The following is a 25,322-nucleotide window of genomic DNA, read 5'->3' as shown; positions in this document are numbered from 1 at the left end:
AATCGTAATTGTTTCCGGGCTTTCGATGCCTTGCCCTGCCACCGTTTTTCAGAAATAGTAAAATCCAGTTTTCAGGAGGCTCGATTCGAGTGCTGAAAGAAATAGCGAAGGAAAAAATAGGTGAAGTCGTCAAGGCGATTGTGCCAATCGTTGCCATCGTCCTGATTTTGTCCGTGACCATTGTGCCTATGCCTACCCATGTGGTCATGGTCTTCTTTTACGGCTGTATCCTGCTGATGATCGGCATGGTATTCTTTACCATCGGATCCGAACAGGCCATGGAGCCCATGGGGAAACAGGTAGGCGCCCGCATCACAAAAACGAGGAAGCTTTCTCTGATATTGCCGTTAGGACTTTTGTTAGGGTTTATGATTACCATCTCCGAACCTGACCTGCAGGTATTGGCGAACCAGGTCCAGTCCATCCCCAACAGTGTTCTGATTATGTCAGTGTCGGGTGGGGTGGCATTTTTCCTGGTCATGGCTCTGGTCCGCATGGTATTGGGAATTCCCCTGCAGCGGATGCTGCTGGTATTTTATGTGATCGCGTTCGTGCTGGCGTATTATACCCCCCGCGATTTTCTGGCGGTGGCATTTGATTCCGGCGGCGTGACCACCGGACCGATGACAGTTCCCTTTATCATGGCTTTTGGTGTGGGTGTGTCTGCGTTGCGCGGTACCAAACACTCTGCCCAGGACAGTTTCGGACTGATTGCGCTTTGTTCTATCGGGCCTATCATCGCGGTCCTTCTGCTGGGGCTTATCTTCCGTCCGGAAAATGCGACCTATGAAGCGATTACCGTACCGAGGGTGTTGCATTCCATGCAGCTGGGCGGAATGTTTATGGATGAGATTCCGGACCAGATGCGCGAAATCGCGCAGGCGGTCGTACCGATTGCCATTTTCTTCGGCATCTTCCAATGTATTTTGCTGCATCTGGAAAAGAAAGCGCTGCTTCGCATCACGAACGGTATCTTTTTCACGTTTATCGGTCTGGTTCTGTTCCTCACCGGCGCCAACGTGGGGTTTATTCCCGCCGGTTTTGATTTGGGCGGTATTCTGGCGGCTATGTCGTATAACTGGATCATCGTTCCTATCGGCATGCTGATCGGGTATTTTATTATTAAAGCGGAACCGGCGGTGTATGTGCTGATGAAGCAGGTGGAAGATATCACCGACGGAGCCATCAGCGGACAGGCATTACAACGCAGCTTGTCTATCGGTGTGGCGATTTCGGTAGGACTGGCTATGGTGCGGGTATTGACCGGGATTCATCTGTTCTATATGCTGATTCCGGGGTATGCGATTGCGCTGCTGCTGACATTTGTTGTGCCTCCGATTTTTACGGCCATTGCTTTCGATTCAGGCGGCGTGGCGTCCGGTCCCATGACAGCGACCTTTTTACTTCCTTTTGCCATGGGCGCCTGCATGACGGTGGGCGGCAATGTGGTTACAGATGCCTTTGGCGTGGTGACGATGGTTGCGATGACGCCGTTGGTTGCAATCCAGTGTCTGGGACTTGCCTACAAGCTGAAATCCAGGAAAGTGCAGAAACCGCAGGTTCAGGAAGATACGCTGGAAGGTTTCGGCGATTATGACATTATCGATCTGTAGGAGGTAGCGGACCGTGAGCGAATTATATTTTATGATGACCATCACGAGTAGGGATATGCTTCCGAAATTTTTAGAAGCATTTGACAAAAATAACCTGCCAATCGGTTTTGTTTCATTGGGATACGGTACTGCAAAAGACGATATTCTGGATATGCTGGGACTGGTCCGGTCAGAGAAAGCAGTTGGGATGACAGTGGTTACCGGCGCAGGATGGGAAGAAGCTAAATGGTATTTGCGAAAAAAAATGTATATTGACGTGCCGGATACGGGAATCTCGTTCATTATTCCCATGAGCAGCATCGGCGGTAAGCGGGAACTGGCGTTTCTGACAGCGGGGCAGAATTACCGGAAAGGAGAAGAATCGGTAATGAAAGATACAACGATGGAATTATTGGTGGTAGTCAGTAACCAGGGACATAACGATCTTGTCATGGATGCGGCCAGGGGCGCCGGCGCTTACGGCGGCACGGTAATACATGCCCGGGGTACCGGCATGAACCAGGCGGAACTTTTCTTCGGGGTGTCGCTTGCTTCTGAAAAAGACCTGACCTTCATCGTAACGAAAAAAAACCAACGCAATGCCATCATGTCGGCCATTATGAAAGAAGCCGGCATGGATACGCCGGCCCAGTCCATTGTTTTTTCCCTGCCGGTTACGGATGCAGTGGGACTGAATACGGGGGGCGAAGATACCAAATAGATTGCGCTTGGGAGCAGGAGATCGCAGCGTTTCATGAATTGAAATGATAACATTAAGAAGACAACAAGTCCCGTTATGCCGGTTTTGTTCAGCATAACGGGACTTGTTTTTATTAATGTTGAATTTTTAATTTGCTGCTGCAAAAGACCGGTGAGGTTTTTGCAACTCTACGGAGTACTATACCCGTTGGAGGGCGTGTCTTTGTTTCAACCTAAATCTGGCATGTTGGCCGTTCTTACTTTACTTCCGCAATCATACTCTTGATGTCGATCTTCTTCTTCTGCATATCGTTGGCCAGCAAAAATTCCTGGGTTTCTTCCAAATCTTTCAGGTCTTTGGCGGTGATGGAGGTAGAGAAATCATACCAGGGCGCCATCAGTTTCACGTCCTCGGGGGAGAGACCGGTTTCTTTGGCGGTGAACTCGAAGGCTTTGTCCTGATTCTTTTTCATGAAGTCGATGCTTTCCTGATGCAGGGCCATGTATTTTTTCACAGTCTCCGGATGTTCTTTCAGGAATTTTCCGCTGACGCCGATGACGATGGTAGCGTTCACCAGGCCTTCTCCGTTTGCCAAAATGCGTGCGCCGGCTCGTTGGGCGCGCAGGACATCCGCACCGGCAACCAACGCGGCGTCAGCTTCCCCGGCAAGCAACGCGTTGACGGCGGCAGGGATACCGATGGACCGAAACTCCACATCTTTTAAGGTCAGTTTTTCTTTCACCAGCGCAGCGGCTAAAATCTGATGAAGGATTGTACCCTTGGGCCCTACCACCCGTTTTCCTTTCAAATCGGCCGTGGTTTTGATGGCCCGATCCTTTACCATGATGTTAAAAGCTTTCGGCGCACGGCTGTAGATGCCTACGACTTTTACGTCCGCACCGTTGGAAGCAGCCAATATGGCGCTGGTGCCGCCAAGGCAGCTGGCGATGTCCAAAGAACCCGCCGCCAGGGCTTCAGTCTGCTTGGCGCCGGAACTGATTTCCGGAAATGTGACCTTGGTTCCGTCTTTCTCAAACCCCTTTACGATTGTCTTGTTCGCTTTATCTACAATGCTGGGAATGTTCAGAGGCTGCTTCACGTACGTGACTTTCAGCTCCTTCAGCGGAGCGGCTGCTTTTTTTTCCGGCGCTTTGGGCGCGCTGCCGCCGCAGCCTGCAAGGATGGCGGTCAGGGTGAACAGTGTGAATAATACCAGTACAATTCTTTTTTTCATGGTTTTCCCTCATTTCCTAATCAATGTGTGATAAATCAAACGCAATACCTGCTTGGGTTTAGCTTGAGTTACCTATTGCTAATTATAGCATGATTTTTGAAAAAGGGAAGATACTATTGTAGGAAAATATCCCGACGAAGCTGGGAGGATTTGCTGATAATTTAACACCTTTTATGATAATCTGTTTGCAAAATCGAGCAAATTGTTGTAAGATGAGTACAGTATATATATAAGTAGGCTGGGTAGAATGGCCCGGCCGGCTAAAAAATGAAATTATATTGTTCTAAGGTTTTAGAGAGGACACCATGGACTTGACGAAGACGGCTGAGGCATTGAAAAAACGCGGATACGAAGTGAGCTGCTTTGGCACGGGAGCGGAAGCGGCGGCGTATTTAAACGGCAAAATTGACGGCATGACTGTAGGCTTCGGTGATTCGGAAACGCTGTTGCAAATGCATCTGTTTGAAATGCTGCAAACGCATAACGACGTGTATCACCCTAAATATCCAAGGGAGGGGAAAAATTTCTATTCCACTGCGAAGGACTGCCTCACTACGGATATCTTCCTGCTGTCTGCCAATGGGCTGGCAGAGACAGGGGAGATTGTGAACATTGACGGGACAGGCAATCGGATTGCCGGCTCTCTGTATGGACATAAGAAAGTGTATTTTGTCATCAGCCGGAATAAAATCTGTCCCACGCTGGAGGAGGCGGCGTTCCGGGCCCGGAATGTGGCGGCGCCTTTGAATGCAGAACGGCACGGATATAAAACGCCCTGTGCAATTAAAAAGGACCGCTGCTATGATTGCCGGAGTCCCCAGCGAATCTGCAGCGCCCAGACCATTTACTGGCGCAAGATGAACTATACCGAGATGGAAGTAGTATTGATTGACGAGGACATGGGATATTAATTTTATGAGGAGGAAATAATCATGATGAAGAAAATGTTGTTATCTGTTATTACCGGAAGTATGGTTTTAGTCGGATCTACCTGCTCGGCAACCGTACCTGCTGACCAGTTGGTACTTGGCGGGATACAGTATGGCGCCTCCATCAGCGCAGTGGAAAGCGCCTATGGAGCTCCCCGCAAGTCGGAACGGGAAATGAAGCCGTATGGTGATAAGGTTGAATACAAATACGGAAATACACTGGAATTTGAATTCCTCAACGGCAAGGTGGTTAAAATTAAGGCCGACGATTACAGCGATGCCAAAACAAAGGCGGGCATCGGCTTGGGAATGGATGCCGCTGCTTTGAAAAATGCATATGGCGCTCCGGACGCTATCCATGAAGAAGACCATATTTATTACGCGGCCGGAATGCAGGGCATCGGGTTAAAGTTTGAAGTAAAATACGGGAAAATAACCGACATTAAAGTGGGTTCCTTGTATTAAGTTGCGATATAACGGCTGTGCTTACAAATGTAGGACGCTGTAATACTGCTAAAAAGCTTAGGGGGTAGTAGTGTGAAACTCACAGCAAAACAAAGAAAATACTATAGTGAGCTGTCCCGCAAGATTGCGGTGGGGCTGGCCTCCGGTCTGCTCTTTGTGGGGATTGGGCAGTACCCGTCCATCGCGTTCGCGCATCCGGATCCATCTACAACAGGCAGCTACAGCACTACCGACGACGTGTCCGGCGGGAAGTACACCGTGGAACGAGGGCCCGGGTTAGCTGTTACTACCGAGGCCGCCGGCGGCGCCGCTGTCAATCCGGACAAACCCGCGGTTTCTGTCACCAACAGCACCCTGACGGTGAACGGTATGCTGAGTAACAGCGGCTACGGCGGCTATGCTTACCGCGACGCTCTCGCTGCTGCGGCAGCTACGCAGAACAGTCTCGTACTAAACGGCACCATTATGGTCACCGCCGACGACGACAGGCTGTACGGTGCCTTCGGCGGCTTTGCTTATGCCGGACTGGAGAAAGTTCCCGTTGGCAGCGACGGCACGCTGGGCGCCGACGCGTCAGGCAATACCGTAACAGGCACGGGCGCAGATTCCACATTCCATTTCGTTACAGATTTCAGCAAGATAACCATTCCGGAAGTTACGGAGTACAGCCCGGGAACCATTTCGCCGGAAGCCGGCCTGGAACTGAAGTCGGCTCTTATGGGCGGTTACGCCGCGACTTCGGTGACGAGCATTGAGGGCGCCGCGGGGAAACGAAACGCGCAGTCTATCCGTGCGTCGGCTGTAGCCGATAACAATACGGTAACGTTTTCCACACTGAACCTTCAACCGGAAGTTGCTGTCACAGGGCAGGACGGTTCCCAGGGACAGGCCATTGAGTACCGCAGCATGGTGACGGCGGGCGGCGGCCAGGCCATGGCCCTGAACAATACCAGGGGCAGTTATGTGGACCACAGCGACACCAACACCGCCTCCTCCGACGGAAATACATTCATCGTCGGCACGCTGAACCTGGAAGAAAGGGTCAACTCCGTTAAAGCTGAGCTTGAGCAGACTACCACCCTCAGCGGCGGCGACGCGCTGGCCCGGTATCAGTCTCCCTCTTCCATGGAGAAGCTGGAAAGCGAAGATCCCCAGAAGAATGGTAAGGTAAGCATAATCACCGAGAGTTACCAGAATACTACATACAGCAATATCATCAATACGGCAACCGCCGACAATAATACAGAAACGCTGGACGCCATCATTCTTGGCGGCAAACTCAATACTGACGACCAAGGCCAGGCAGCTACTGACATTGAGGCCGAGGGAGAGCTGGAAACAAGGGCTGGTCATGCCGAAGCTATCGTCTTCCTGAACGACATGGATTCGAAGCTAAACGGTCTTGTGAATAACGCCCAGGCCAATGGCAACGCCCTGACCGTAAGGAAAGTGGAACAGAATATCGCGCAAAATACCCAGCAGGATGCACAAGGAACCGTCATCCAGGCCTCTACCGTGACTATGATGTTGCACGGCGGCAATGCCCGGACCGAGGTCACACAAAACGGTACGCACAACGTAAGCTGGACGAATGTACAGAACTCTGCCGCAGCAAACAACAACACGATCACGCTGGAAAACATCAGCTCAAACGCAACGGAAAGTTCCCTGACCGGCGGCGCGGCCACTTCGGATATCATGCCCATGGAAGGCACGGGCGCCATGACGGTAATCATCGCATCTAATACAGCCTCAGCCAGCGGCAACACGGCGCAGATGGGTCTAAACACGCCGGTGAATATGGGGTTGGGTTGTGTCGTCAGCAGCGGTGTGGCTGACGTTTCCGTAGCGGCTCAAAACAATTTCAATAACAATGCCGGTACGGACAACGGCCTGACGATGACCGTGGAAACCATGAATGCCGACGCCAGCAACAATACCATTAAAGTGAATGGCAATATTGACAGCAGCGGCAACAACCAGTCCCCCGCCACGACTATCACTGCAAATGGCGGCTCGGCCACGGCGGGTCTGAGCTTTGTCGGCGCCACAACGAATACATACATAAGCTATGACAAGGCTTCCTGGCAAAACGGCGCAATTACAGCCAATAACAACACAGTGGATCTGACCACCGCGTATACCTATACAGCGGCGGGAAAAGGCGCCCTGCCAAAGGCTGCCCTTCCTACCTTTACAGCGGTGGGCGGCAGTGCCAGCGGCAGTCTGGGCAATATGAATACCAACGCCAATGTGACATTGGGGAATTTGCGCCTGGAGGGAACCGGCAATGCAATCACCATCAATAACAGCATAGACATTACCAACGCGCCGAAGGGTCAGCTGGACACGAGCTATACACTGACCGGCGGTGCGGCTTCCTTTGGAATCAATAATACAGCGCCGGTGCTGAAGGACGCGCAGGGGACAGCGCTGCCAGTTACTCCCCAGCCTTTCAATATCGCCAGCGCTGCGCCTACCATCACGGCCAGCAGCAATACCATCAACGTAACGGAGACCATCACGGGCACGGCTGGTTCGGCATCCGGGGAGACGGCTGGTTCTGCATCTGGGGAGACGACTGGTTCTGCAACCGTGGATACTATCGAAGGCGGTAATGCGTCCTTCACCTATCTGGACGATACAAGCACCGAATCTACGGTCAACCTCACGCCCACTATTGAGGTTGCCGGCAATACGGCCACAATTACAAGCACGGATACCAGCAATGGGGACGTCGCATCCATTGAAGGAAGCACTTTCTCCGGCGGTACGGCAGCTTCCACCATCACCAGCGGCAAAGCTCCGGCAGCGGGTGAAACAGCAGCTACCTATACGAAAGATAACACAATAAAGTATGCCCCGACGATGACCGTCAGCGGCAATACGATGACCCTCTCCAGCAGCTTTGACGCTTCCACCGGCACTACCGCAAGCGGGACAGCGGCCGGTGTCATCAGCGGTGGCAAGGCGATTCTCGACTTCGTCAATTACGGAAACAACACCGTCTTTGATGTCAGCCCCCGGGCGGACGTGACGGGTAATACGGCCCAGGTCACCCTGAGCAACATGGCTGCGACCAGCACCTTCACGGGTCTCGCCCGGGCTTACGGCGGCGCGGCGGAGATGACCCTTACAAACGGCTCCGCTGAGTCAAGCTCCAATGGCTCTACTGAGTCAAGTTCAAATGGTAGCTCGGGAACTGAGACAAAAACCGAGACAAAAACGCCGGCCTCCACGCCAAAAGGTCTTTCCTTTACCGCTTCTCCGGTGCTGAATGCCAGCGGCAACACGCTGACGGTTCAGGACACGGCCAGTGATGGAGCCAGTGCTTCACAAGCTGCAGGTGTCACGGGCCTTTACGGTGGACGATCTGCAGTGCATGTAACAGATCTTGGCACTGGCACTAAGTCTGCACTGTCTGATGGCAAATTGACCGCCGATAATAACACCGTCACTACGAACCGATCCGCGGTGGATGTTTACGGCGGGCAGGCGGCCATCGAGACAGATGCTCCACAAGATGCCCCGCTCACTGCCACAAATCTTACGATGAGCGCCAGCGGAAACGAAGTGAATATTGACGGAAACTGTGCAAAAGACGTTTATGGCGGCAATGTTCTGCTTTCAACCAATATAACGCTTGCGGATACGCCGACCCTCAGCGCGGATAACAATACCGTGAACTACAATGCCGGTAACGTGCTTGGCGTACTCTACGGCGGTCTGATCGATAACGGTGGGACGCAAAGCTTCGGAAAAGGAAACACGCTGAACGTAAGAGGTACCGGTCTTACAGCGAAAAATATCGCTGCATTCAACACGGTGAACTTCTACACTTCTCCCGGGAAGATAAAGGATACGACCCTGCTGACATTAAACGGCGGGCAACAGACAGACCTTTCCGGGGTGCAAATCAATACTACGATCCATAATGGTTCTGTATTGTCTGCGGGGGATGTGGTGCATCTTTTGGCCAATGACGCGACCATCAAGACCGATGCGGCTACAGATATTACAAACCCGGTACAAAGCGGGGTAGTTGAATACAAGGGCACAACGAAGTTAAGCGAAGATGGGAAGAGCCTCGACTTCACCGCGGAATCCAGTTCCCTCACCGAGCAGTCCAAGTCCCTGACGGAGACCCGGGCCGCCACCACCACCTTGCTGAACTCCGGCGCGGACTTTTTCGCCTCTGTCGGCATTACAAATGCGGTCGATGCGGCGGTACGCGAGGCCTTTGGCGACGCCGGGGGCGCGTCGGCAGGTGCACTGTCAGGCGGCGCCTCATCTGATGGAAGTAACACGGAAAGTGGAAACGACTCTGCTGGCGAAGTGAAAGCGGTACGGAGCGGCAGCTTTACTCCTTTCGTTGCCGTGGGCGGCTCAAACATGCGAGCCAAATCCGGCTCCTACGTTGATACGCATGGCTGGAACATCAACGCAGGCTTTGCCCGTGTACTGAAAAACAAGAACGGTACTATGGCCTTCGGCCCTATCGTGGAATATGGCCGGGGCAACTACACCTCCCATCTGGACGACGGCACCCGGGGCGATGGCGATGCAAAGTTCTTCGGCGGTGGATTGTTCCTGCGGCAGGACAATACGAGCGGCTTCTGGTACGAAGGGAGCCTCCGGGCGGGTCATATGAAGAGCGATTACCGGGGCAACCTGAACCTGGCGAACGTGACCTACGACACTAGCAGCAATTATTTTGCTGCCCACCTGGGTATCGGTAAAGTAAATAAAGTCAGCGAAAAAGGCAGCCTCGACCTCTACACGAAACTGTTCTATGCCCATCAGGGCAGTTCCGGAGCGGATCTGTCCACGGGACAGCATTTCGAATTCGGCGCTGTGGACTCGGTACGTTGGCGCGTGGGAGGCAAATACAGCCACCAGGTCAGCAAGACAGGGCTCATGTACGCAGGCCTCGCTTACGAATACGAGTTCAAGGGCGATGCTACGGCTTCCTATCAGGGCATGAGCACGCCCGGCCCAAGTATCAAAGGCAGCAGCGGTCTTCTGGAACTGGGTTACAGGATGAAACCGGGCGCCAAGAGTCCGGTTACCCTGGATTTCGGTCTGAATCTATGGGCGGGGAAAAAGAGAGGCATCGTTGGTCTCCTCAATGTGAGCTGGTAAGTGTAAGTAAAAAACCACAACCAGGTTGGCGGAAAACCAATAAACCGTTCCCTGTTAAGAAGACAATAAAATACTATTTTGAGACGCTGGCAGCTTCATGTTGCCAGCGTCTTTTGTCTCTATAAAAACCTTGACATAGTGGCGGGGTTTTAAGCATACAAAAGCAAAAATCCGGAGCTTTGTGACTCCGGATTTATTATTCTGCCAGCAAATCCAGAATTTGCTGGCGCATTTCCTGCAGTGGAGGATCGGCTGCTTTGCGGGGAGGAGGGAGATTAACCGGCATATCAGCTTTGATATTGCCGTTTTCCATGACCAGGATGCGGTCGCCCAGCAGCAGGGCTTCTTCCACGTCGTGGGTGACGAACAGGATCGTTTTTTTCTGATGCTGAAAGAGTCGCAGCACCATGTCCTGCAGGTTACGGCGGGTGAAGTAATCCAGCGCGCTGAAAGGCTCGTCCATGAGAATCAGTTCCGGATCGTAAAACAGCGTGCGCCCCAGGGAAACCCGTTGGGCCATACCGCCGGAAAGCTGTGCGGGATAAAGGTCGGTGGCTTCCGTCAGTTCCAGTTCCTGCAGCAATTGCCGGCAACGTTCTTCCGGTGAAGGTAACGAAATATCTGAATTAATTGAAGTGGTATTTTGCTTATGCGTTTTTTCTTTCTTGTTTTCAGAATTGGGTGAAAGGTTAGATACTGCCCATTGATTCTGATTCGAATTCGTTGCATTTCCGTCCAGTCCTTTCTGCGAAAACATGATATTTTCTTTCACCGTGAGCCAGGGCATGAGCCTTGGTTCCTGAAAGACGGGGGCGGTTTTGGCAGGCAGGCCGGTGATGCAGGAGGCAACGTTTGTGTTTTGACCGGTTGTGCTGTATGATGCAGTCGTCTGGTCTTTTACATTCGTAACAGTATCCGGCGTTTCCAGTCCGGCCAGCAGTCGCAGCAACGTAGTTTTACCGCAGCCGCTTTTGCCGACGATGCAGGTGAACGAGTGGGGCTGAATCGCCAGCAAATCAATGTTGACCGCTGTTTTATTGCCGTAAGTCTTCTTTAAGTTGTGAAGTGTAAGAAGAGTAGTATCCATAATTGTTTGTGCTTGCTCCTGTTGCCGAAGAGAGCGTCTGACTAAAAAGGGCATTTGTAAGTTATTTGTTGACGCGTAGTTTAAAACAAAGCAGTTTTACTTTTTCTGATACCAGGGAATGAGACGCTGCAGGATATGCAGGAACACCCAGTCCAAAATGCTGCCAATGATGCCGATGCACAGCATGCCTGCCAGAACAATATCCGGGCGCGACATTTCCTCGGCGTCAAGGATCAGGTACCCGATACCGGCAGAAGCGGCGATGAGCTCGGCGCCGATTAATGCGCGCCAGCTGTAGCCTAACGACAGCTGCAGTCCGGTGACGATGGCTTCCAGTGCGGCAGGCAACTGGATATGGCGGATCAGCTGCGTCTTGGAGAAGCCCAAAGACCGGCCTACTTCCAGCAGCTTCGGGTCGCAGTTGCGGATACCGCTGCAGGTGTTCAGGAACAGGGGAAAGAAAGAAGCCAGAAAGATGATGGTGAGCTTGGAGGCTTCATCGATGCCTGCCCATAATATGATTAAGGGAATGGCGGCCAAAGGCGGCACATGCCGTAAGAATTCCAGCAAAAACCAGCAGTAGGTGTAAAAATACCGGCTGCGCCCGCATAAAATACCCAACGGGATCGCGGTGCAGGCTGCCAGCAGGAACCCGAAAAATACCCGGCGCAGACTGATGGACAGGTGTTTCGCCAGTTCACCGGAAGCGGCCAGTTCCGTCAGCGCCTCCCATACCATTCCCGGGGAGGGGAGCAGATAAGGGCTGAAGACCTGCATGCGGGTGATGATATACCACAACAGCAGCAGTATTACCGGTAAAATCATTCCGTTACGAATTCGTTTCATGGATAACTCCGAAAATGAAAATTAGAGCGGCACAAATCTGTACCGCTCTAAGTATAACATGAATACGAGGTCAAGAAAAGATACGGACCAAACAACGGAGAGAATTATATTACTTCATTGTCGGCTGATTAGCGCAATGGCTGCAGTGGGAACATTTTCCGCTGCAACAGCTGCAGCCGGTTTCACCCCCGTCGTTTTTTAATGCACTGAAGAGGCGTTTCATCAGCCGGTAAGCGGTGAAAACGAACGCCAGAAAAATAACGGCGAAAAGAATAGAAGATGGAAGATTCATGACGGGTCTCCTATAAAAACTGAATGTGTTGCCAATACTATTTATGCATGTACATTTTCCTGCGGCTTCACATAGGGCCTGGCCGGACGGAGAATGAAGTACAGCGCAACCAGAACCAGGAACAGCGCGATACCCTGCATGGGTCCGAAGGGCACGTTGCCGATGTACCAGCTGCCCAGATTATAGAATACGAAAGCCAGGGAGTACCCTAAAATCGCCTGGAACGCAATAGCGAAAAGTCCCCATTTACGGCTGCCCATTTCACGGTAGCAGGTGGCCATAGCAACAAGGCACGGTGGGTCAAACAGGTTCAGGATCATGTAAGAGAAGGCTGCCATGGGAGGCATCAGTTTGGACAGGGATTCCATAACCTGGGCTTCCTCTGCATCTTCCGCAGCGCCGGCCAGCATCGCCAGCACGCCGACGGCGTCTTCTTTGGCCAGGAAGGCGGCAATGGAAGCCACAGTGGCCCGCCAGTCGCCCAGACCGATGGGGGCGAAGATCCAGGAAATGCTGTTGCCCACAACGCCTAACATGGATTCTTCTACTTCTTCTACCATTTCGAAGCTGAAGTTATAGGTCTGCATGAACCACAGCAATACGCAAATCGGGAAAATAATCATGCCGGCTTTGATGATAAAACCACGGGCCCGTTCCCACATGTGGATCAGCACGCCTTTAATAGAAGGCATGTGGTAAGCGGGGAGTTCCATGACGAAGGGAGCCGGTTCCCCGGCAAACCAGGAAGTTTTCTTTAACGCGATGCCGGCCAGCACGATGATGGCCAGTCCCAGGAAATACATACCGGGAGCCATGAACACGGAATTGGGGAAGAATACGGCGGTGATCATGCCTATGATTTCCGCTTTGGCGCCGCAGGGAATAAAGGTGGCCAGAAGAATGGTCATGCGGCGGTCCCGCTCTTCTTCAATGGTACGGGCAGCCATGATGGCAGGCACGCCGCAGCCCATGCCGATGAGTACGGGGATAAAAGACTTGCCGGACAGGCCGAACTGACGGAAGATACGGTCCATGATGAAAGCAACGCGGGCCATGTAACCGGAGTCTTCCAGTAAGGACATAAAGAAGAAAATCAGCAGGATTTGGGGAACGAAGCCCAGTACGGTGCCTACGCCCCCGATAATGCCGTCAACCACCAGACCGCTGAGCCATTCCGGCGCAGCGATGGATTCCAGCATGTTTTTGGCCGCATCGGTGACGATTTCACCGAAGAACACATCGTTGGTCCAGTCGGTCATCCAGCCGCCGACGGTGGTGATGGAGATGTAGTACATCAACGTCATGATAATGAAGAAGATGGGCAGACCCAGGAAGCGGTTGGTCACCACCTGGTCGATTTTGTCGGACAGGGTCAGCGCATGCTTCGGACGGTTTTTGGTAATGCAGGCGTCGATGATGCTGCCGATATATTCATACCGCTGGTTGGTGATGATGCTTTCCGCGTCGTCGTCCATTTCCGCTTCGCAGTCTTTGATATGTTCTTCCAAATGGGCGGTGAGGCCGGCAGGAAGCTTCAGATCTTCCAGCACCTGCTCGTCACGCTCGAACAGCTTGATAGCAAACCAGCGCAGGGTGTTTTTGTCCACCTTGTCGCTGATACTTTCTTCGATATGGGCCAGGGCGTGTTCCACGCTGCCACGGAATACGTGCGGCAGTTCCGGCGCTTTGAATACCTGATGATTCTCCGCAACCTTTACCGCAGCTTCGGCAACGTCAAGGCAGCCTTTGCCTTCTAGGGCGCTGATGGGGTAGACCGGGGCTCCGATTTCCGCAGACAGTTTCTGCAGGTTGATGGTGTCGCCGTTCTTGTTGACCAGATCCATCATATTGATGGCGATGACCACGGGCAGACCTACTTCGATCAGCTGGGTGGTGAGGTACAGGTTGCGTTCCAGATTGGTGCCGTCGATGATGTTCAGGATCACGTCGGGCTTTTCGTTGATCAGGTATTTACGGGTGACAGTTTCTTCCAGCGTGTAAGGGGAAAGGGAATAGATACCGGGTAAATCCTGAATGATGACATTGTCGTGGCCTTTCAGCCGGCCTTCTTTTTTCTCAACCGTAACGCCGGGCCAGTTGCCAACGTACTGGGAACTGCCGGTGAGTTCATTGAACAGGGTGGTCTTGCCACAGTTGGGGTTGCCTGCTAACGCGATTTTGATATCCATTTCGTTTCTCCTTACTGTACTTCGATGCTTTCTGCTTCGCTCTTGCGAATGGAAAGTTCATAGCCCCGCACGTTTAACTCCATGGGATCTCCCAGGGGGGCAATCTTTACGACCTTGATCTCTACGCCTTTGGTGATGCCCATGTCCATAATTCGCCGGCGCAGTTTGCCTGTGCCGTTCAGTTTGGTAACGGTGCAGACACCGCCTACCGGAATTTCGTTTAATGTCATTTCAGATATCCTCCTTGCAATTTATGATTAGTTATTGCTAACTTAGGGAAATAATGATGCTGTATTTTTCAGATTTTAATGAGCTTGGTAATTCGCTAATGCACTGCTATAGTAAACTGTACTGATTATGTACTGGTCAGATTGCACTGACCGGCTTGAATAACTGCTTAGTACATGATGCGCCGTGCCATGGATTCGTCCAACGCTACGCGGGAATCGCGTACCTGCAGGATCATGTTTCCGCCCAGACGGGTGACGACGGTGATTTTGCTGCCGACGGTGAAGCCCATTTCCGCCAGATGCAGGCGGGTGGCATCGTTGCCGGTGATTTTTTTGATTTCCAAAACTTCGCCTTCCTGAGCGGTGGGAAGTGGTAACATGGTGAGAACCTCCTTGAACAGCATATATGATTAGCTGTAGCTAACTTATGGCTAAAATATTGGCCCCGGTCGAACTGTCCGAATCATAAAGCGTTAGCCGGGACTAACCAAATGATACACCAACCCCGGAAGTTTGTCAAGGCTAACCGGATTACGACTTACAGAAACGCTGATTCATTTGTCTGCACACAAACTCATTGAATCAATGTCTCCTTAAAAAAATCAAATTAGTTCTTGACATAGAGTCAAGTTTAGCAGGTATAATACATATATAAGGTAGGAAACATATAAACAGAGATTTTGAAAAAGGGAGGAAGCATCATGGAAAAATCAAAGGTGTATTTTACAGATTTCCGGGTACAGGTGGGCGTAAGCCTGTTGCAGAAGCTGAAAACGCTCTGCCTTGTGGCAGGCATTAAGAAGATCGATATGGAAGGCAAGTTTGTGGCTATCAAAATGCATTTCGGCGAACTGGGCAACATGGCGTTCCTGCGTCCCCAGTATGCGAAGGTGGTTGCCGATCTGGTGAAGGAGCAGGGCGGGATCCCCTTCCTGACAGACTGCAATACCCTCTATCCCGGCAGCCGCCGGCATGCGCCGGAGCATATGGACTGCGCGAACCTGAACGGTTTCAATCCCACTACAACCGGCTGCCAGATCATTATTGCTGACGGTCTGCGGGGCACGGACGAAACCGAGGTTCCGGTTAAGAACGGCGTGTACGTGGAAAAAGCGAAAATCGGACGCGCTATCATGGATGCGGACGTGTTTATCAGTCTGGCCCATTTTAAAGGACATGAAATGACGGGGTTCGGCGGTGCGCTGAAGAATATCGGTATGGGCAGCGGCAGCCGGGCCGGTAAAATGGAACAGCATTCTTCCGGGAAATGCGTCGTGGATGAAGCATTGTGCCGGGGCTGCCGTCGCTGCGCCAAGGAATGCGGCTCCAATGCCATCACCTATGAAAACAACAAGGCCCATATCGACAAAAATATCTGCAAGGGCTGCGGCCGCTGCATCGGCGCCTGCACCTTCAACGCCATCAGCAACGATGAATGGGATGCCGGCGACAAGCTGGACTGCAAGATGGCGGAGTACGCCCAGGCCGTGTGCCAGGACCGTCCCTGCTTCCATATCAATCTGGCCATGGATATTTCCCCCAACTGTGACTGTCACGGCGATAACGACGCAGCGATTCTGCCCAACATCGGCATGTTCGCGTCCTTTGACCCGGTAGCGTTGGACCAGGCCTGCGTGGATGCCTGCCAGAAAGCGGCGCCCATGCCCAACAGCCAGCTCAGCGACAATCTGGCGAAACCGGACTGGAAGCACTATCACGATCACTTCATGGACAGCAATCCCCATGTGCACTGGAAAGAAACGCTGGAACATGCGGAAAAGATCGGCATGGGTACCAGAGAGTACGAGCTGATAAAGGTGAAATAAAAAGGACGTGCTGACAGGTTTTAAGCAGGATGAATGGGAAAAGAAACTGCTGTAAACGTCTTTAATACGAATCGTAGCGGCCTGATAGAGCTGAAACCCTAAAACAGTCGTGGTATTTCCACGACTGTTTTGATATAATGGGAGATAATAAAAGATTGTGGGGAGAAATCTATGCGTTATTACACAGTTCTTATGGATGGGGAAGAAAAAGTTGCAACCAGTGTGGACGGCAAATCATTGTATGTGTTAGACGGATTTAACGATATGGACGCCCTGATTGCTGCCGGGGGAGTGCAGGGATTTCCAAAAGATGCGCGGAAGGTAAGTCCGGAAGCCGTTAAACTTCTTTCGCCGATTCCCCGGCCCCGGCAGGACGTGCTGTGCCTGGGTATCAATTACACGGCCCACGCGGAAGAAGCAGAGCGGTTTTCCAAAGAAAGCTTCGGCGGGGAACGCCCGTATCCCATTTTCTTTTCCAAACGGGTCTGCTATTCCCAGGGAACGGATGCACCCATTCCCGCGTACACAGGGCTGGTGGATTCCCTGGACTATGAGTGCGAACTGGGGGTTGTCATCGGTAAAGACGCGAAGAATGTAAAACGGGAAGACGTGCCGGACTTTATTTTCGGTTACACCATCGTCAATGATGTAAGCGCCCGGAATCTGCAGACAAGGCATAAGCAGTGGTACTTCGGAAAGAGCCTGGACGGTTTCACACCCATGGGTCCCTGCATCGTGTCCGCAGATGAGTTCGCGTTTCCTCCAAAACAGCGGATTGCCTGCCGGGTAAACGGGGACGTGCGGCAGGATTCCAGTACGGCGAACCTGATCACCGGCATTACGGATATTATCGTCATGCTGAGCGAAGGGATGACACTGAAAGCCGGAACGGTCATCGCTACCGGTACCCCGGCGGGCGTGGGAATGGGCATGAAGCCGCCCACATTCTTAAAGCTGGGCGATGTGGTGGAGTGTGAAATCGAAGGCATCGGCGTACTGCGGAACTATATTGAAGGGTAAGATTGCAATCAGTACACACTGAGATTTCCGTAAGACTTTTGCTGTTTATTTTGGTTTGGGACAGAGATTATGCAACAGTCAGTTCATCAGCGATGGATCATGCACGTAGACATGGACGCGTTTTACGCATCGGTAGAAATACTGGATAATCCCAAATTGAAAGGATTGCCGGTCATTGTGGGAGGGCGGTCTGCCCGGGGCGTGGTTTCCACCTGCTCTTACGAGGCCCGCAAATTCGGCGTCCATTCCGCCATGCCGCTGTTCGAGGCAAAACGGCTGTGCCCTCAGGGTGTTTTCGTGCCGGTGCGCATGGGCCGCTATGCTGAAATGTCGGCAAAGATCATGATGATTTTCCGGGAAACGTCACCGTTGGTGGAACAGCTTTCCATTGATGAAGCCTTTGTGGATTTAACCGGCATGGAACGGCTGGGCGGGGCAGAGGCCATTGCCCATCAGGTGCAGGACCGGATCCAGGAAGAGCTGAAACTCAGCGCGTCTGTAGGACTGGCTCCCAATAAATTCCTGGCCAAACTGGCCTCGGATATGCGCAAGCCTCACGGCTTTGTGAGAATCACGCCGGAAGAAGCGGCCGGGCTGCTGGCTCCCCTGCCGGTGACCAAAATATTCGGCATCGGACGCAGCGCAGAAGAGAAGCTGAAACAGTTTGGTATTGAAAAGATCGGGCAGCTGGCCGCGGCAGATGTGGCAATACTGCGCAAGGTGTTCGGCGTAAATGCGGAACAGGTGAAGCGGCTGGCCCTGGGCTTAGACGACAGGCCGGTTGTCAATGAAGAAGAGGCAAAGTCCATTGGCAGGGAAACCACCTTTGACAGGGATCTTACAGATATGGATTCCTGCCGGGAGGCAGTACTGGACCTGTGCGGTCAGGTGGGCTGGCGTCTGCGACGGGAGCATCTGGCAGGGCACACGGTGACACTGAAAGTGAAGTTTGCGGATTTTCACACGATTACCCGCAGTTCCACCGGCGACAGACTGATTGCCTGGGATGAAGACATTTTCCTTTTGGCGGAGCAGATGCTGCAGAAGATTAATGTGAAGCCGGGCGTTCGCCTGTTAGGGATATCGGTGAGCAGTCTGTTCCGACCGGAGGACGAGCCGGTACTGGGTTTTGAAGACAATGAGCGGATGCAGAAGCGCAACCAGGCCATCGACGCCCTGAAAAGCAAATTCGGGGAGAACATCATCAAGCGCGGCATTACGGGGAAAAGAAAATAGGAAATTGGTGACTGCGTATGAAACAGAGCAAAAGCTTCTATAAAAATCTGATGGCAGTTTTGCTGACGCTGGCCTTTGGCATATTAGCCCTTGTGTTTGGCGTGTTGTTTATTGGCTGCGGTAACGGAGCGCCCAAAACGGGATCCGGGAAGCCAGAGGAGCGTTATATCGCCTTTACGAAAGCAGACGCCTTTAATCTCCGGCAGGTGATTACGGCTGACAGTTCTTCGTCGCGTACCATCATGTGGCAGTCGGAACCGGAAAACAAAGACGCGTTTGTGGAATACCGTGCGATTAGCAAAGCAGACGCACCTTCTAGCACACAAGATACTAAACCGGTGCAGAAAAATACAAACGATGCCGCAGTGAAAAGCAGTGTTTCTACACAAAAAGAACGCCTTAACGACAAGTTTACCGATAACGGAAAAACCACCTACGTCCACACGGTGACCCTGCAAAACCTGCAGCCCGGTACGGAATATGAATACCGGCTGGGGCATGAAAACCGGCGCAGCCAATGGTACCGGCTGAACACGGCGAATACTCACAACACCTATAAGGCACTGATTTTTCCGGACAGTCAGAGCGCCAAATATAAAGTCTGGGAAGAGGTAGCCATGCCGGCCTGGGAGCGCAACAGGGACGCCCGGTTCTTCATCACCATGGGAGACCTGGTGGATAACGGGGAACATTCCTACCAGTGGAATGAATGGTTCACCCGCATCGGATCCATGATCACCCGGATTCCCGCGGCGCCGGTTATGGGTAATCATGAAACGTACACCATGGACTGGAAAGTGCGGATGCCCCAGGCATATCTCCATTATTTCCAATTGCCGGAAGGAGCGCCGGCTTCCTACAAGAACCAGTTTTATTCCTTTGATTACGGTGACGTGCATTATGTTGTGCTGAATACCCAGATGCGGGAGATGGAAGAGTTTCAGCCCAATCTCCTGCAGGATCAGCTGGCCTGGTTCAGGGCGGACATGGAAAAAACCAGGAAAAAATGGAAAGTGGTGCTGATGCACAAAGACGTACTGCGGTATGGCTTCCTGACCCGCAAAACGCCAAGGGAAGAAGGCGTTTCCGAAGAAGGAAAAATCTTTATGCCGCTGTTTGACAAATATAATGTGGACGCAGTACTGACTGCCCACCTGCACACGTACCGGAACCGGGGGCATATTTACGGGTTCAAGCGGGACACAAAAGGGCCGCTGTATATTCTCACCGGAGTGGCAGGAGATGTGCGGTACCCGAGCCTGTGGAAACGGCATTTGCTGGACGTTGCTGTTGCGCCCCAGCCGGAAACCAATAACTACATGGTACTGGAAGCTTCTGCCGGGAGTTTGCGGTTCAGCTGCTATCTGCCGGACGGGACGAAGATTGATGAAGCGGAAGTAAAAAAATAGTGTTGTGTTCTCAAAATGCCTGATTTGTCGGAACACCTGTTTCAGCCCTGAAGGAATATGCGCCTTCAGGGCTTTTGTATGCATGGATACAGTATATTTTTCGACGATCATATGAAAGTGTTAAAAATATAATATAAATATCTTTTTGCAATGGATTTTATGTTCCTGAATACTGGTTTTTTGTTGACGGTTTTCGATTATATTGTTATACTGTGTACATATATTATTCTGATACAAAAAACCTGGCATAATTGGAGAAGGTGCCAGGTTAGGATTCAGTAAACACCGGTTACCGGAGTTTGTACGTGTACGGAGTTTGAACGTGTACAGACGAAAGAAGCCGTGATTTATGGGAGGGGGAACATCTATGAATCGGAAACTGAGAGATTTACCGGCGCCGCAGGGCTTATATGACCCGGCGTTTGAACATGACGCCTGCGGTATCGGGTTTGTTGTGAATATTAAAGGGGAAAAATCCTACAGCATTATCGACGATGCCCTGAAGATTCTGGAGAACCTGAATCATCGCGGCGCAGAAGGCGCGGACCAGAAAAGCGGCGACGGGGCCGGTATTTTGGTACAGATTCCCCACGACTTTTTTGTCCGGGAATGCGAGGTGCTGGGCTTTTCCCTGCCACCGGCAGGCGAATACGGCGTAGGCATGATCTTTGCCCACCGCTATGAATCCTTCCGCAAAAAGCAGATGGAAACGTTTGAGAAGATCGTCCGGGAGGAAGGGCAGAGCATTTTAGGCTGGCGCGAGGTCCCCATTGACGAGAGCATCATCGGGGAAGCGGCCAAGTCCATCCGTCCCCGCATCATCCAGGTGTTTATCGGCAAGGCGCCGGATGTGAAAAGCCAGATGGATTTTGAGCGCAAGCTGTACATTATCCGTAAGGTGGCGGAAAAGGAAATCATTCCCCAGAGTCAGGTGATGGGATCGGACTTTTATATTGCCAGCCTGTCTTCCCGGACTGTTGTGTATAAGGGAATGCTTACCTCCCTGCAGTTGCGGCATTTTTATCTGGACCTGTCCGACCTTGATTTTACGACAGCTATGGCGCTGGTCCATTCCCGCTTCAGCACCAATACGTTCCCCAGCTGGGCCCGGGCCCATCCCAACCGTTATATTGTGCATAACGGGGAAATCAATACGATCCGGGGTAACATCAACTGGCTGAACGCCCGGGAAAGCAAGGCCAAGTCGCCGTTCTTCCCGGATATGGAAAAGGTGTTCCCGGTAGTCGATGAGACCGGCAGTGATTCCGCCATGTTTGATAACTGCCTGGAGTATCTCATGATGACAGGGCATTCCCTGCCTCATGCCATGGTGACCATGATTCCGGAGCCCTGGGAGAAGGATCCGTCCATGCCTCAGGATAAGAAGGATTTTTACCGCTACCAGACCTTTATGATGGAACCCTGGGACGGTCCCGCGGCCATCTGCTTCTGCGACGGTACGGTGATCGGCGGCATGCTGGACCGAAATGGCCTGCGCCCTGCCCGCTACTATGTGACGAAGGACGACCGGGTGGTGCTGAGTTCGGAAGCCGGCGCGGTTCCGGTAGCCCAGGAACAGATCGCCTATAAAGGGCGCCTGGAACCGGGACGCCTTTTCCTGGTGAATACGGCGGAACAGCGCATCATAGAAGATGATGAGATCAAGCACATGCTGGCTACGTCCCATCCGTACGGGGAATGGTGCCGTGAGCACATCATCGAGATGGACGAACTGGTGGAAGAACGGGGCAGCATGATCAATGATACGCTGATCCCCTTTGACCTGAAAGAACAGCAGAAGGTTTTCGGCTACACCCAGGAAGACCTGACCCAGATGATCGTTCCCATGGCCCGCATGGGAAAGGATCCGGTAGGCGCCATGGGTATCGACGCGCCCCTGCCGGTGCTTTCGGAAAGACCCCAGATGCTGTATGATTATTTCCAGCAGAATTTCGCCCAGGTGACAAACCCGCCCATCGACGGCGTCCGGGAAAGTATCGTAACCTCTTCCCGGGTGATGATCGGCAACGTGGCCAACATTATGGAACCGGATGAAAAAGGCACGGCGGCGCTGGAAGTGCTGCGCCCCATCCTGACCAACCGGGAGATGGCGGTCATCAAGAACCTGCAGACCGACAAGCTGCGGACCGTGACCCTGTCCATGCTGTATCCGGTGAACGGCGGCGCGGAAGCCATGGAAACGGCTATCGAATCCATTTGCATCGACGCCTACCGGGCCATCCGCAACGGCGCCAATATTTTAGTGCTGTCTGACCGGGGCGTGAACTCCCGCATGGCAGCGGTGCCGGCGCTTCTGGCGTCAGCGGCGGTGCACAATTACCTGATTAAAAAGACGGTGCGCTCCGACGTGGGACTGGTGCTGGAATCCGGCGAGCCCAGGGAGACCCACCATTACTGTACCCTGATCGGCTACGGCATTACGGCTATCAATCCGTACCTGGCGCTGGACACGGTCCACGCGCTGGCAGCGGAAGGCAAACTGTTGCAGGGACTGGATGCGGCGCAAGCGCAGGCGAACTATCTGAAAGCTGCCGTGGGCGGCATTCTGGCCGTTATGGCGAAGATGGGCATTTCCACTGTGAAGAGTTATCACGGAGCCCAGATTTTTGAAGCGGTGGGCCTGAAACAGGAACTGGTCCAGAAGTATTTCGTCAATACGCCTTCCCGTATTGAAGGGCTGGGATTGGCGGAAATTGCGCGGGAGACCCAGCTGCGGCACCAGAACGCCTATAAAGACGAAGGGGATCTGCCCAGCGGCGACTATTATATGTACCATAAAGGCGGAGACCAGCCCCACATTCTGGATCCGGAAGCCATCCGCCTGTTGCAGAAGGCCTGCAAAGAAGAAGATTACAAGGCCTATAAAGAGTATGCGAAGATCGTTGACAAGGGCGCGGTGTACCGGTTGCGCGACCTGCTGGATTTCTACTGCCCGCCGGGCTGCAGCATTCCTATTGAAGAAGTGGAGCCGGTGGAGAAGATTTTGCTCCACTTCCGTACCGGCGCCATGAGCTACGGCGCCCTGAGCAAGGAAGCCCACGAGTGCATCGCCATTGCCATGAACCGTATCGGTTCCATGAGCAACTGCGGCGAAGGGGGCGAAGATCCGGCCCGGTTTGTGAAACTGGAGAACGGGGACGACCCCAGCGACGGGGTGAAGCAGGTTTCCACAGCCCGGTTCGGCGTTACCAGCAACTATCTGGTAAACGGCCGGGAACTGCAGATCAAATGCGCCCAGGGGGCCAAGCCCGGCGAGGGCGGTCACCTGCCCGGCGCCAAGGTGTTCCCGGAAATCGGCAAGACCCGCCATTCTACGCCAGGGGTAGCGCTGATTTCCCCGCCGCCTCATCACGATATCTATTCAATCGAAGATTTGTCGGAACTGATCTTTGATCTGAAGAATGCCAACAAGGATGCGGACATCAGTGTGAAGCTGACGGCAGGTTCCGGTATCGGTACCATTGCGGCGGGTGTGGTCAAGGCTAAAGCGGACGGCATCACCATCAGCGGGTTTGATGGCGGCACCGGCGCATCTCCCCGCTCCAGCATGCGTCATGCGGGCATTCCCTGGGAACTGGGGCTGGCGGAAGTTCAGCAGACCTTGTTGCTGAATAAGCTTCGTGACAGAGTGCGCATCGAAGTGGACGGCAAGATACTGACCGGCCGGGATGTGGCCATTGCCGCCATGTTCGGGGCGGAGCTGTTCGCCTTCGGCACGGGTCCTCTCATTGCCCTGGGCTGCCATATGCTGCGGGTGTGCAACCTGAACACCTGCCCCTTCGGCATCTGTACCCAGAATGAAACGCTTCGGAAACGGTTCAGCGGTAAACCGGAATACGTGATCAATTATCTGAAATATGTGGCGCAGGATCTGCGGGAAATCATGGCCCGCCTGGGCTTCCATACGGTAGATGAGATGGTGGGCCGGTCCGACCGGCTGAAGCAGCGGGAAAGCGCCGCCAACTGGAAAGCGGCGGAAGTGGATCTGGACCGTCTGCTGTTCCGTCCCTATACGGACATGGAAGTGGGACACCGCTGTCTGCACCGGCAAAAGCACAACATCGGGGAAACCCTGGATATGTCCAAACTGGTGCGCATGTGCAAGCCGGCGCTGGACTGCAAAAAGACCATCCGGGCCCGGCTGCGCATCCAGAATACCAACCGCGTAACCGGGACTATTCTGGGCAGCGAGATTACCCGCCGTTACGGGGAAGAAGGACTGCCGGAGGATACCATCAAACTGTCTTTTGTGGGTTCGGCAGGCCAGAGCTTCGGCGCCTTTATTCCGAAAGGTCTGACCCTTTCCCTGGAAGGGGACGCCAACGACTATCTGGGCAAAGGGCTGTCCGGCGGCCGGCTGATGGTGTTCCCGCCCCGTGAGGTTTCCTTTGCGGCAGAAGCAAATGTGATCATCGGCAACGTGGCCTGCTTTGGGGCCACCGGCGGCGAGGTGTATATCAACGGCCAGGCCGGGGAACGGTTCTGTGTACGTAACAGCGGGGCCACGGCGGTGGTGGAAGGCATCGGCAACCACGGCTGCGAATATATGACCGGCGGCCGTGCGGTGATCCTGGGAAAGATCGGACGCAACTTTGCCGCAGGTATGTCCGGCGGTGTGGCCTATGTGCTGGATATGCAGCCCGAGCTGTGCAACCGGGATCTGGTGGAACTGGAAAAACTGGAAGACGCCGCAGAACAGGATGAAGTGAAAGCCATTGTGGAGCGGCATATGGAGTTTACCGGGAGCCCCCTGGCAAAACGCCTGCTGGATGCCTGGGAAGACACGGTGCAGCGGTTTACGAAAGTCATCCCCAGAGAATACAAGGCCATGATGCTTAACATTGCACGCTTTAAGGCGGAAGGCCACAGTGACGCGGAAGCCAGAAGGCTGGCGTTTATGGAAAACAACTAAAAAACCGTAACATTGTTTACATATCGAGACGAGTTTTTGAATTTTTGCTTTAAAATGCGAAAAACCATTTGACGAAGTGTTTATCCGGTGTTAGACTACTTTACAAGTAAATATTGACCACAAAACCGTTGAGACGGAGATCAAGCCAATATAAGCGCTCACAGAGAGTCCGGGCAGCTGGGATCCGGATAG

16 protein-coding genes are annotated in these 25,322 nt (G+C 53.0%); 10 read left to right on the top strand and 6 right to left on the bottom strand.

Translation table 11 applies throughout. The features are described 5' to 3' along the window. Positions 1–89 precede the first annotated feature (89 nt). Positions 90–1,613, top strand: a complete 1,524-nt coding sequence (locus QZV31_RS04695) for a DUF1538 domain-containing protein (protein ID WP_295358625.1) — start codon at positions 90–92, stop codon at positions 1,611–1,613. Positions 1,614–1,626: 13 nt separating this feature from the next. Then, a complete protein-coding gene (locus tag QZV31_RS04690; protein WP_295358623.1) occupies positions 1,627–2,313 on the top strand; it encodes a P-II family nitrogen regulator in 687 nt (228 codons plus the stop codon). A gap of 235 nt (positions 2,314–2,548) precedes the next feature. On the opposite strand, the gene QZV31_RS04685 is transcribed toward QZV31_RS04690, so the two are convergent. Further along, complete coding sequence (locus tag QZV31_RS04685) at positions 2,549–3,526, bottom strand: NrtA/SsuA/CpmA family ABC transporter substrate-binding protein (protein ID WP_295358621.1); 978 nt, start codon at positions 3,524–3,526, stop codon at positions 2,549–2,551. 305 nt (positions 3,527–3,831) lie between these two features. On the opposite strand from QZV31_RS04685, the gene QZV31_RS04680 reads away from it, so the two are divergent. The 3 genes from QZV31_RS04680 to QZV31_RS04670 all read left to right on the top strand — a co-directional run bounded on the left by QZV31_RS04680 (position 3,832) and on the right by QZV31_RS04670 (position 10,062). Then, on the top strand, positions 3,832–4,437 hold the full coding sequence (locus tag QZV31_RS04680) for a lactate utilization protein (RefSeq protein WP_295358619.1): 606 nt from the start codon (positions 3,832–3,834) through the stop codon (positions 4,435–4,437). 21 nt (positions 4,438–4,458) lie between these two features. Next, positions 4,459–4,920, top strand: a complete 462-nt coding sequence (locus QZV31_RS04675) for a hypothetical protein (protein ID WP_295358618.1) — start codon at positions 4,459–4,461, stop codon at positions 4,918–4,920. 72 nt (positions 4,921–4,992) lie between these two features. Further along, positions 4,993–10,062 (top strand): hypothetical protein, encoded by a 5,070-nt coding sequence (locus QZV31_RS04670; protein WP_295358616.1) that lies wholly within the window; start codon positions 4,993–4,995, stop codon positions 10,060–10,062. A 196-nt stretch (positions 10,063–10,258) separates the two neighbouring features. On the opposite strand, the gene QZV31_RS04665 is transcribed toward QZV31_RS04670, so the two are convergent. From QZV31_RS04665 to QZV31_RS04645, 5 genes are all read right to left on the bottom strand, one after another. Beyond that, positions 10,259–11,149: an ABC transporter ATP-binding protein gene (locus tag QZV31_RS04665; RefSeq protein WP_295358614.1), complete on the bottom strand. Its 891-nt coding sequence runs from the start codon at positions 11,147–11,149 to the stop codon at positions 10,259–10,261. Between the two features lie 96 nt (positions 11,150–11,245). Then, a complete protein-coding gene (locus tag QZV31_RS04660) occupies positions 11,246–11,995 on the bottom strand; it encodes an ABC transporter permease (RefSeq protein ID WP_295358612.1) in 750 nt (249 codons plus the stop codon). Positions 11,996–12,328: 333 nt separating this feature from the next. Then, positions 12,329–14,476, bottom strand: coding sequence for a ferrous iron transport protein B (gene feoB, locus QZV31_RS04655; RefSeq protein ID WP_295358610.1), 2,148 nt, complete (start codon positions 14,474–14,476; stop codon positions 12,329–12,331). Positions 14,477–14,487: 11 nt separating this feature from the next. Next, a complete protein-coding gene (locus QZV31_RS04650) occupies positions 14,488–14,706 on the bottom strand; it encodes a ferrous iron transport protein A (protein ID WP_093730161.1) in 219 nt (72 codons plus the stop codon). 167 nt (positions 14,707–14,873) lie between these two features. Beyond that, positions 14,874–15,086 carry a FeoA family protein gene (locus QZV31_RS04645; RefSeq protein WP_295358606.1) on the bottom strand — a complete coding sequence of 71 codons (213 nt, stop codon included), beginning with the start codon at positions 15,084–15,086 and terminating at the stop codon, positions 14,874–14,876. Between the two features lie 321 nt (positions 15,087–15,407). Between QZV31_RS04645 and QZV31_RS04640 the strand changes: the two genes are divergently transcribed. The 5 genes from QZV31_RS04640 (at position 15,408) to gltB (ending at position 25,130) form a co-directional block, all read left to right on the top strand. Beyond that, positions 15,408–16,532 carry a DUF362 domain-containing protein gene (locus QZV31_RS04640; RefSeq protein ID WP_295358604.1) on the top strand — a complete coding sequence of 375 codons (1,125 nt, stop codon included), beginning with the start codon at positions 15,408–15,410 and terminating at the stop codon, positions 16,530–16,532. Between the two features lie 171 nt (positions 16,533–16,703). Further along, positions 16,704–17,552: a fumarylacetoacetate hydrolase family protein gene (locus tag QZV31_RS04635; RefSeq protein ID WP_295358603.1), complete on the top strand. Its 849-nt coding sequence runs from the start codon at positions 16,704–16,706 to the stop codon at positions 17,550–17,552. A gap of 69 nt (positions 17,553–17,621) precedes the next feature. Continuing rightward, a complete protein-coding gene (locus QZV31_RS04630) occupies positions 17,622–18,788 on the top strand; it encodes a DNA polymerase IV (RefSeq protein ID WP_295358601.1) in 1,167 nt (388 codons plus the stop codon). Positions 18,789–18,805: 17 nt separating this feature from the next. Next, positions 18,806–20,197, top strand: coding sequence for a metallophosphoesterase family protein (locus QZV31_RS04625; RefSeq protein WP_295358599.1), 1,392 nt, complete (start codon positions 18,806–18,808; stop codon positions 20,195–20,197). A gap of 367 nt (positions 20,198–20,564) precedes the next feature. After that, complete coding sequence (gene gltB / locus QZV31_RS04620) at positions 20,565–25,130, top strand: glutamate synthase large subunit (RefSeq protein ID WP_295358597.1); 4,566 nt, start codon at positions 20,565–20,567, stop codon at positions 25,128–25,130. The last annotated feature ends 192 nt before the right edge of the window (positions 25,131–25,322 follow it).

It is taken from the genome of uncultured Succiniclasticum sp., from assembly GCF_902793885.1.
Taxonomy (GTDB): Bacteria; Bacillota; Negativicutes; order Acidaminococcales; family Acidaminococcaceae; genus Succiniclasticum.
This window is presented reverse-complemented; position numbering and strand designations above follow the sequence as displayed.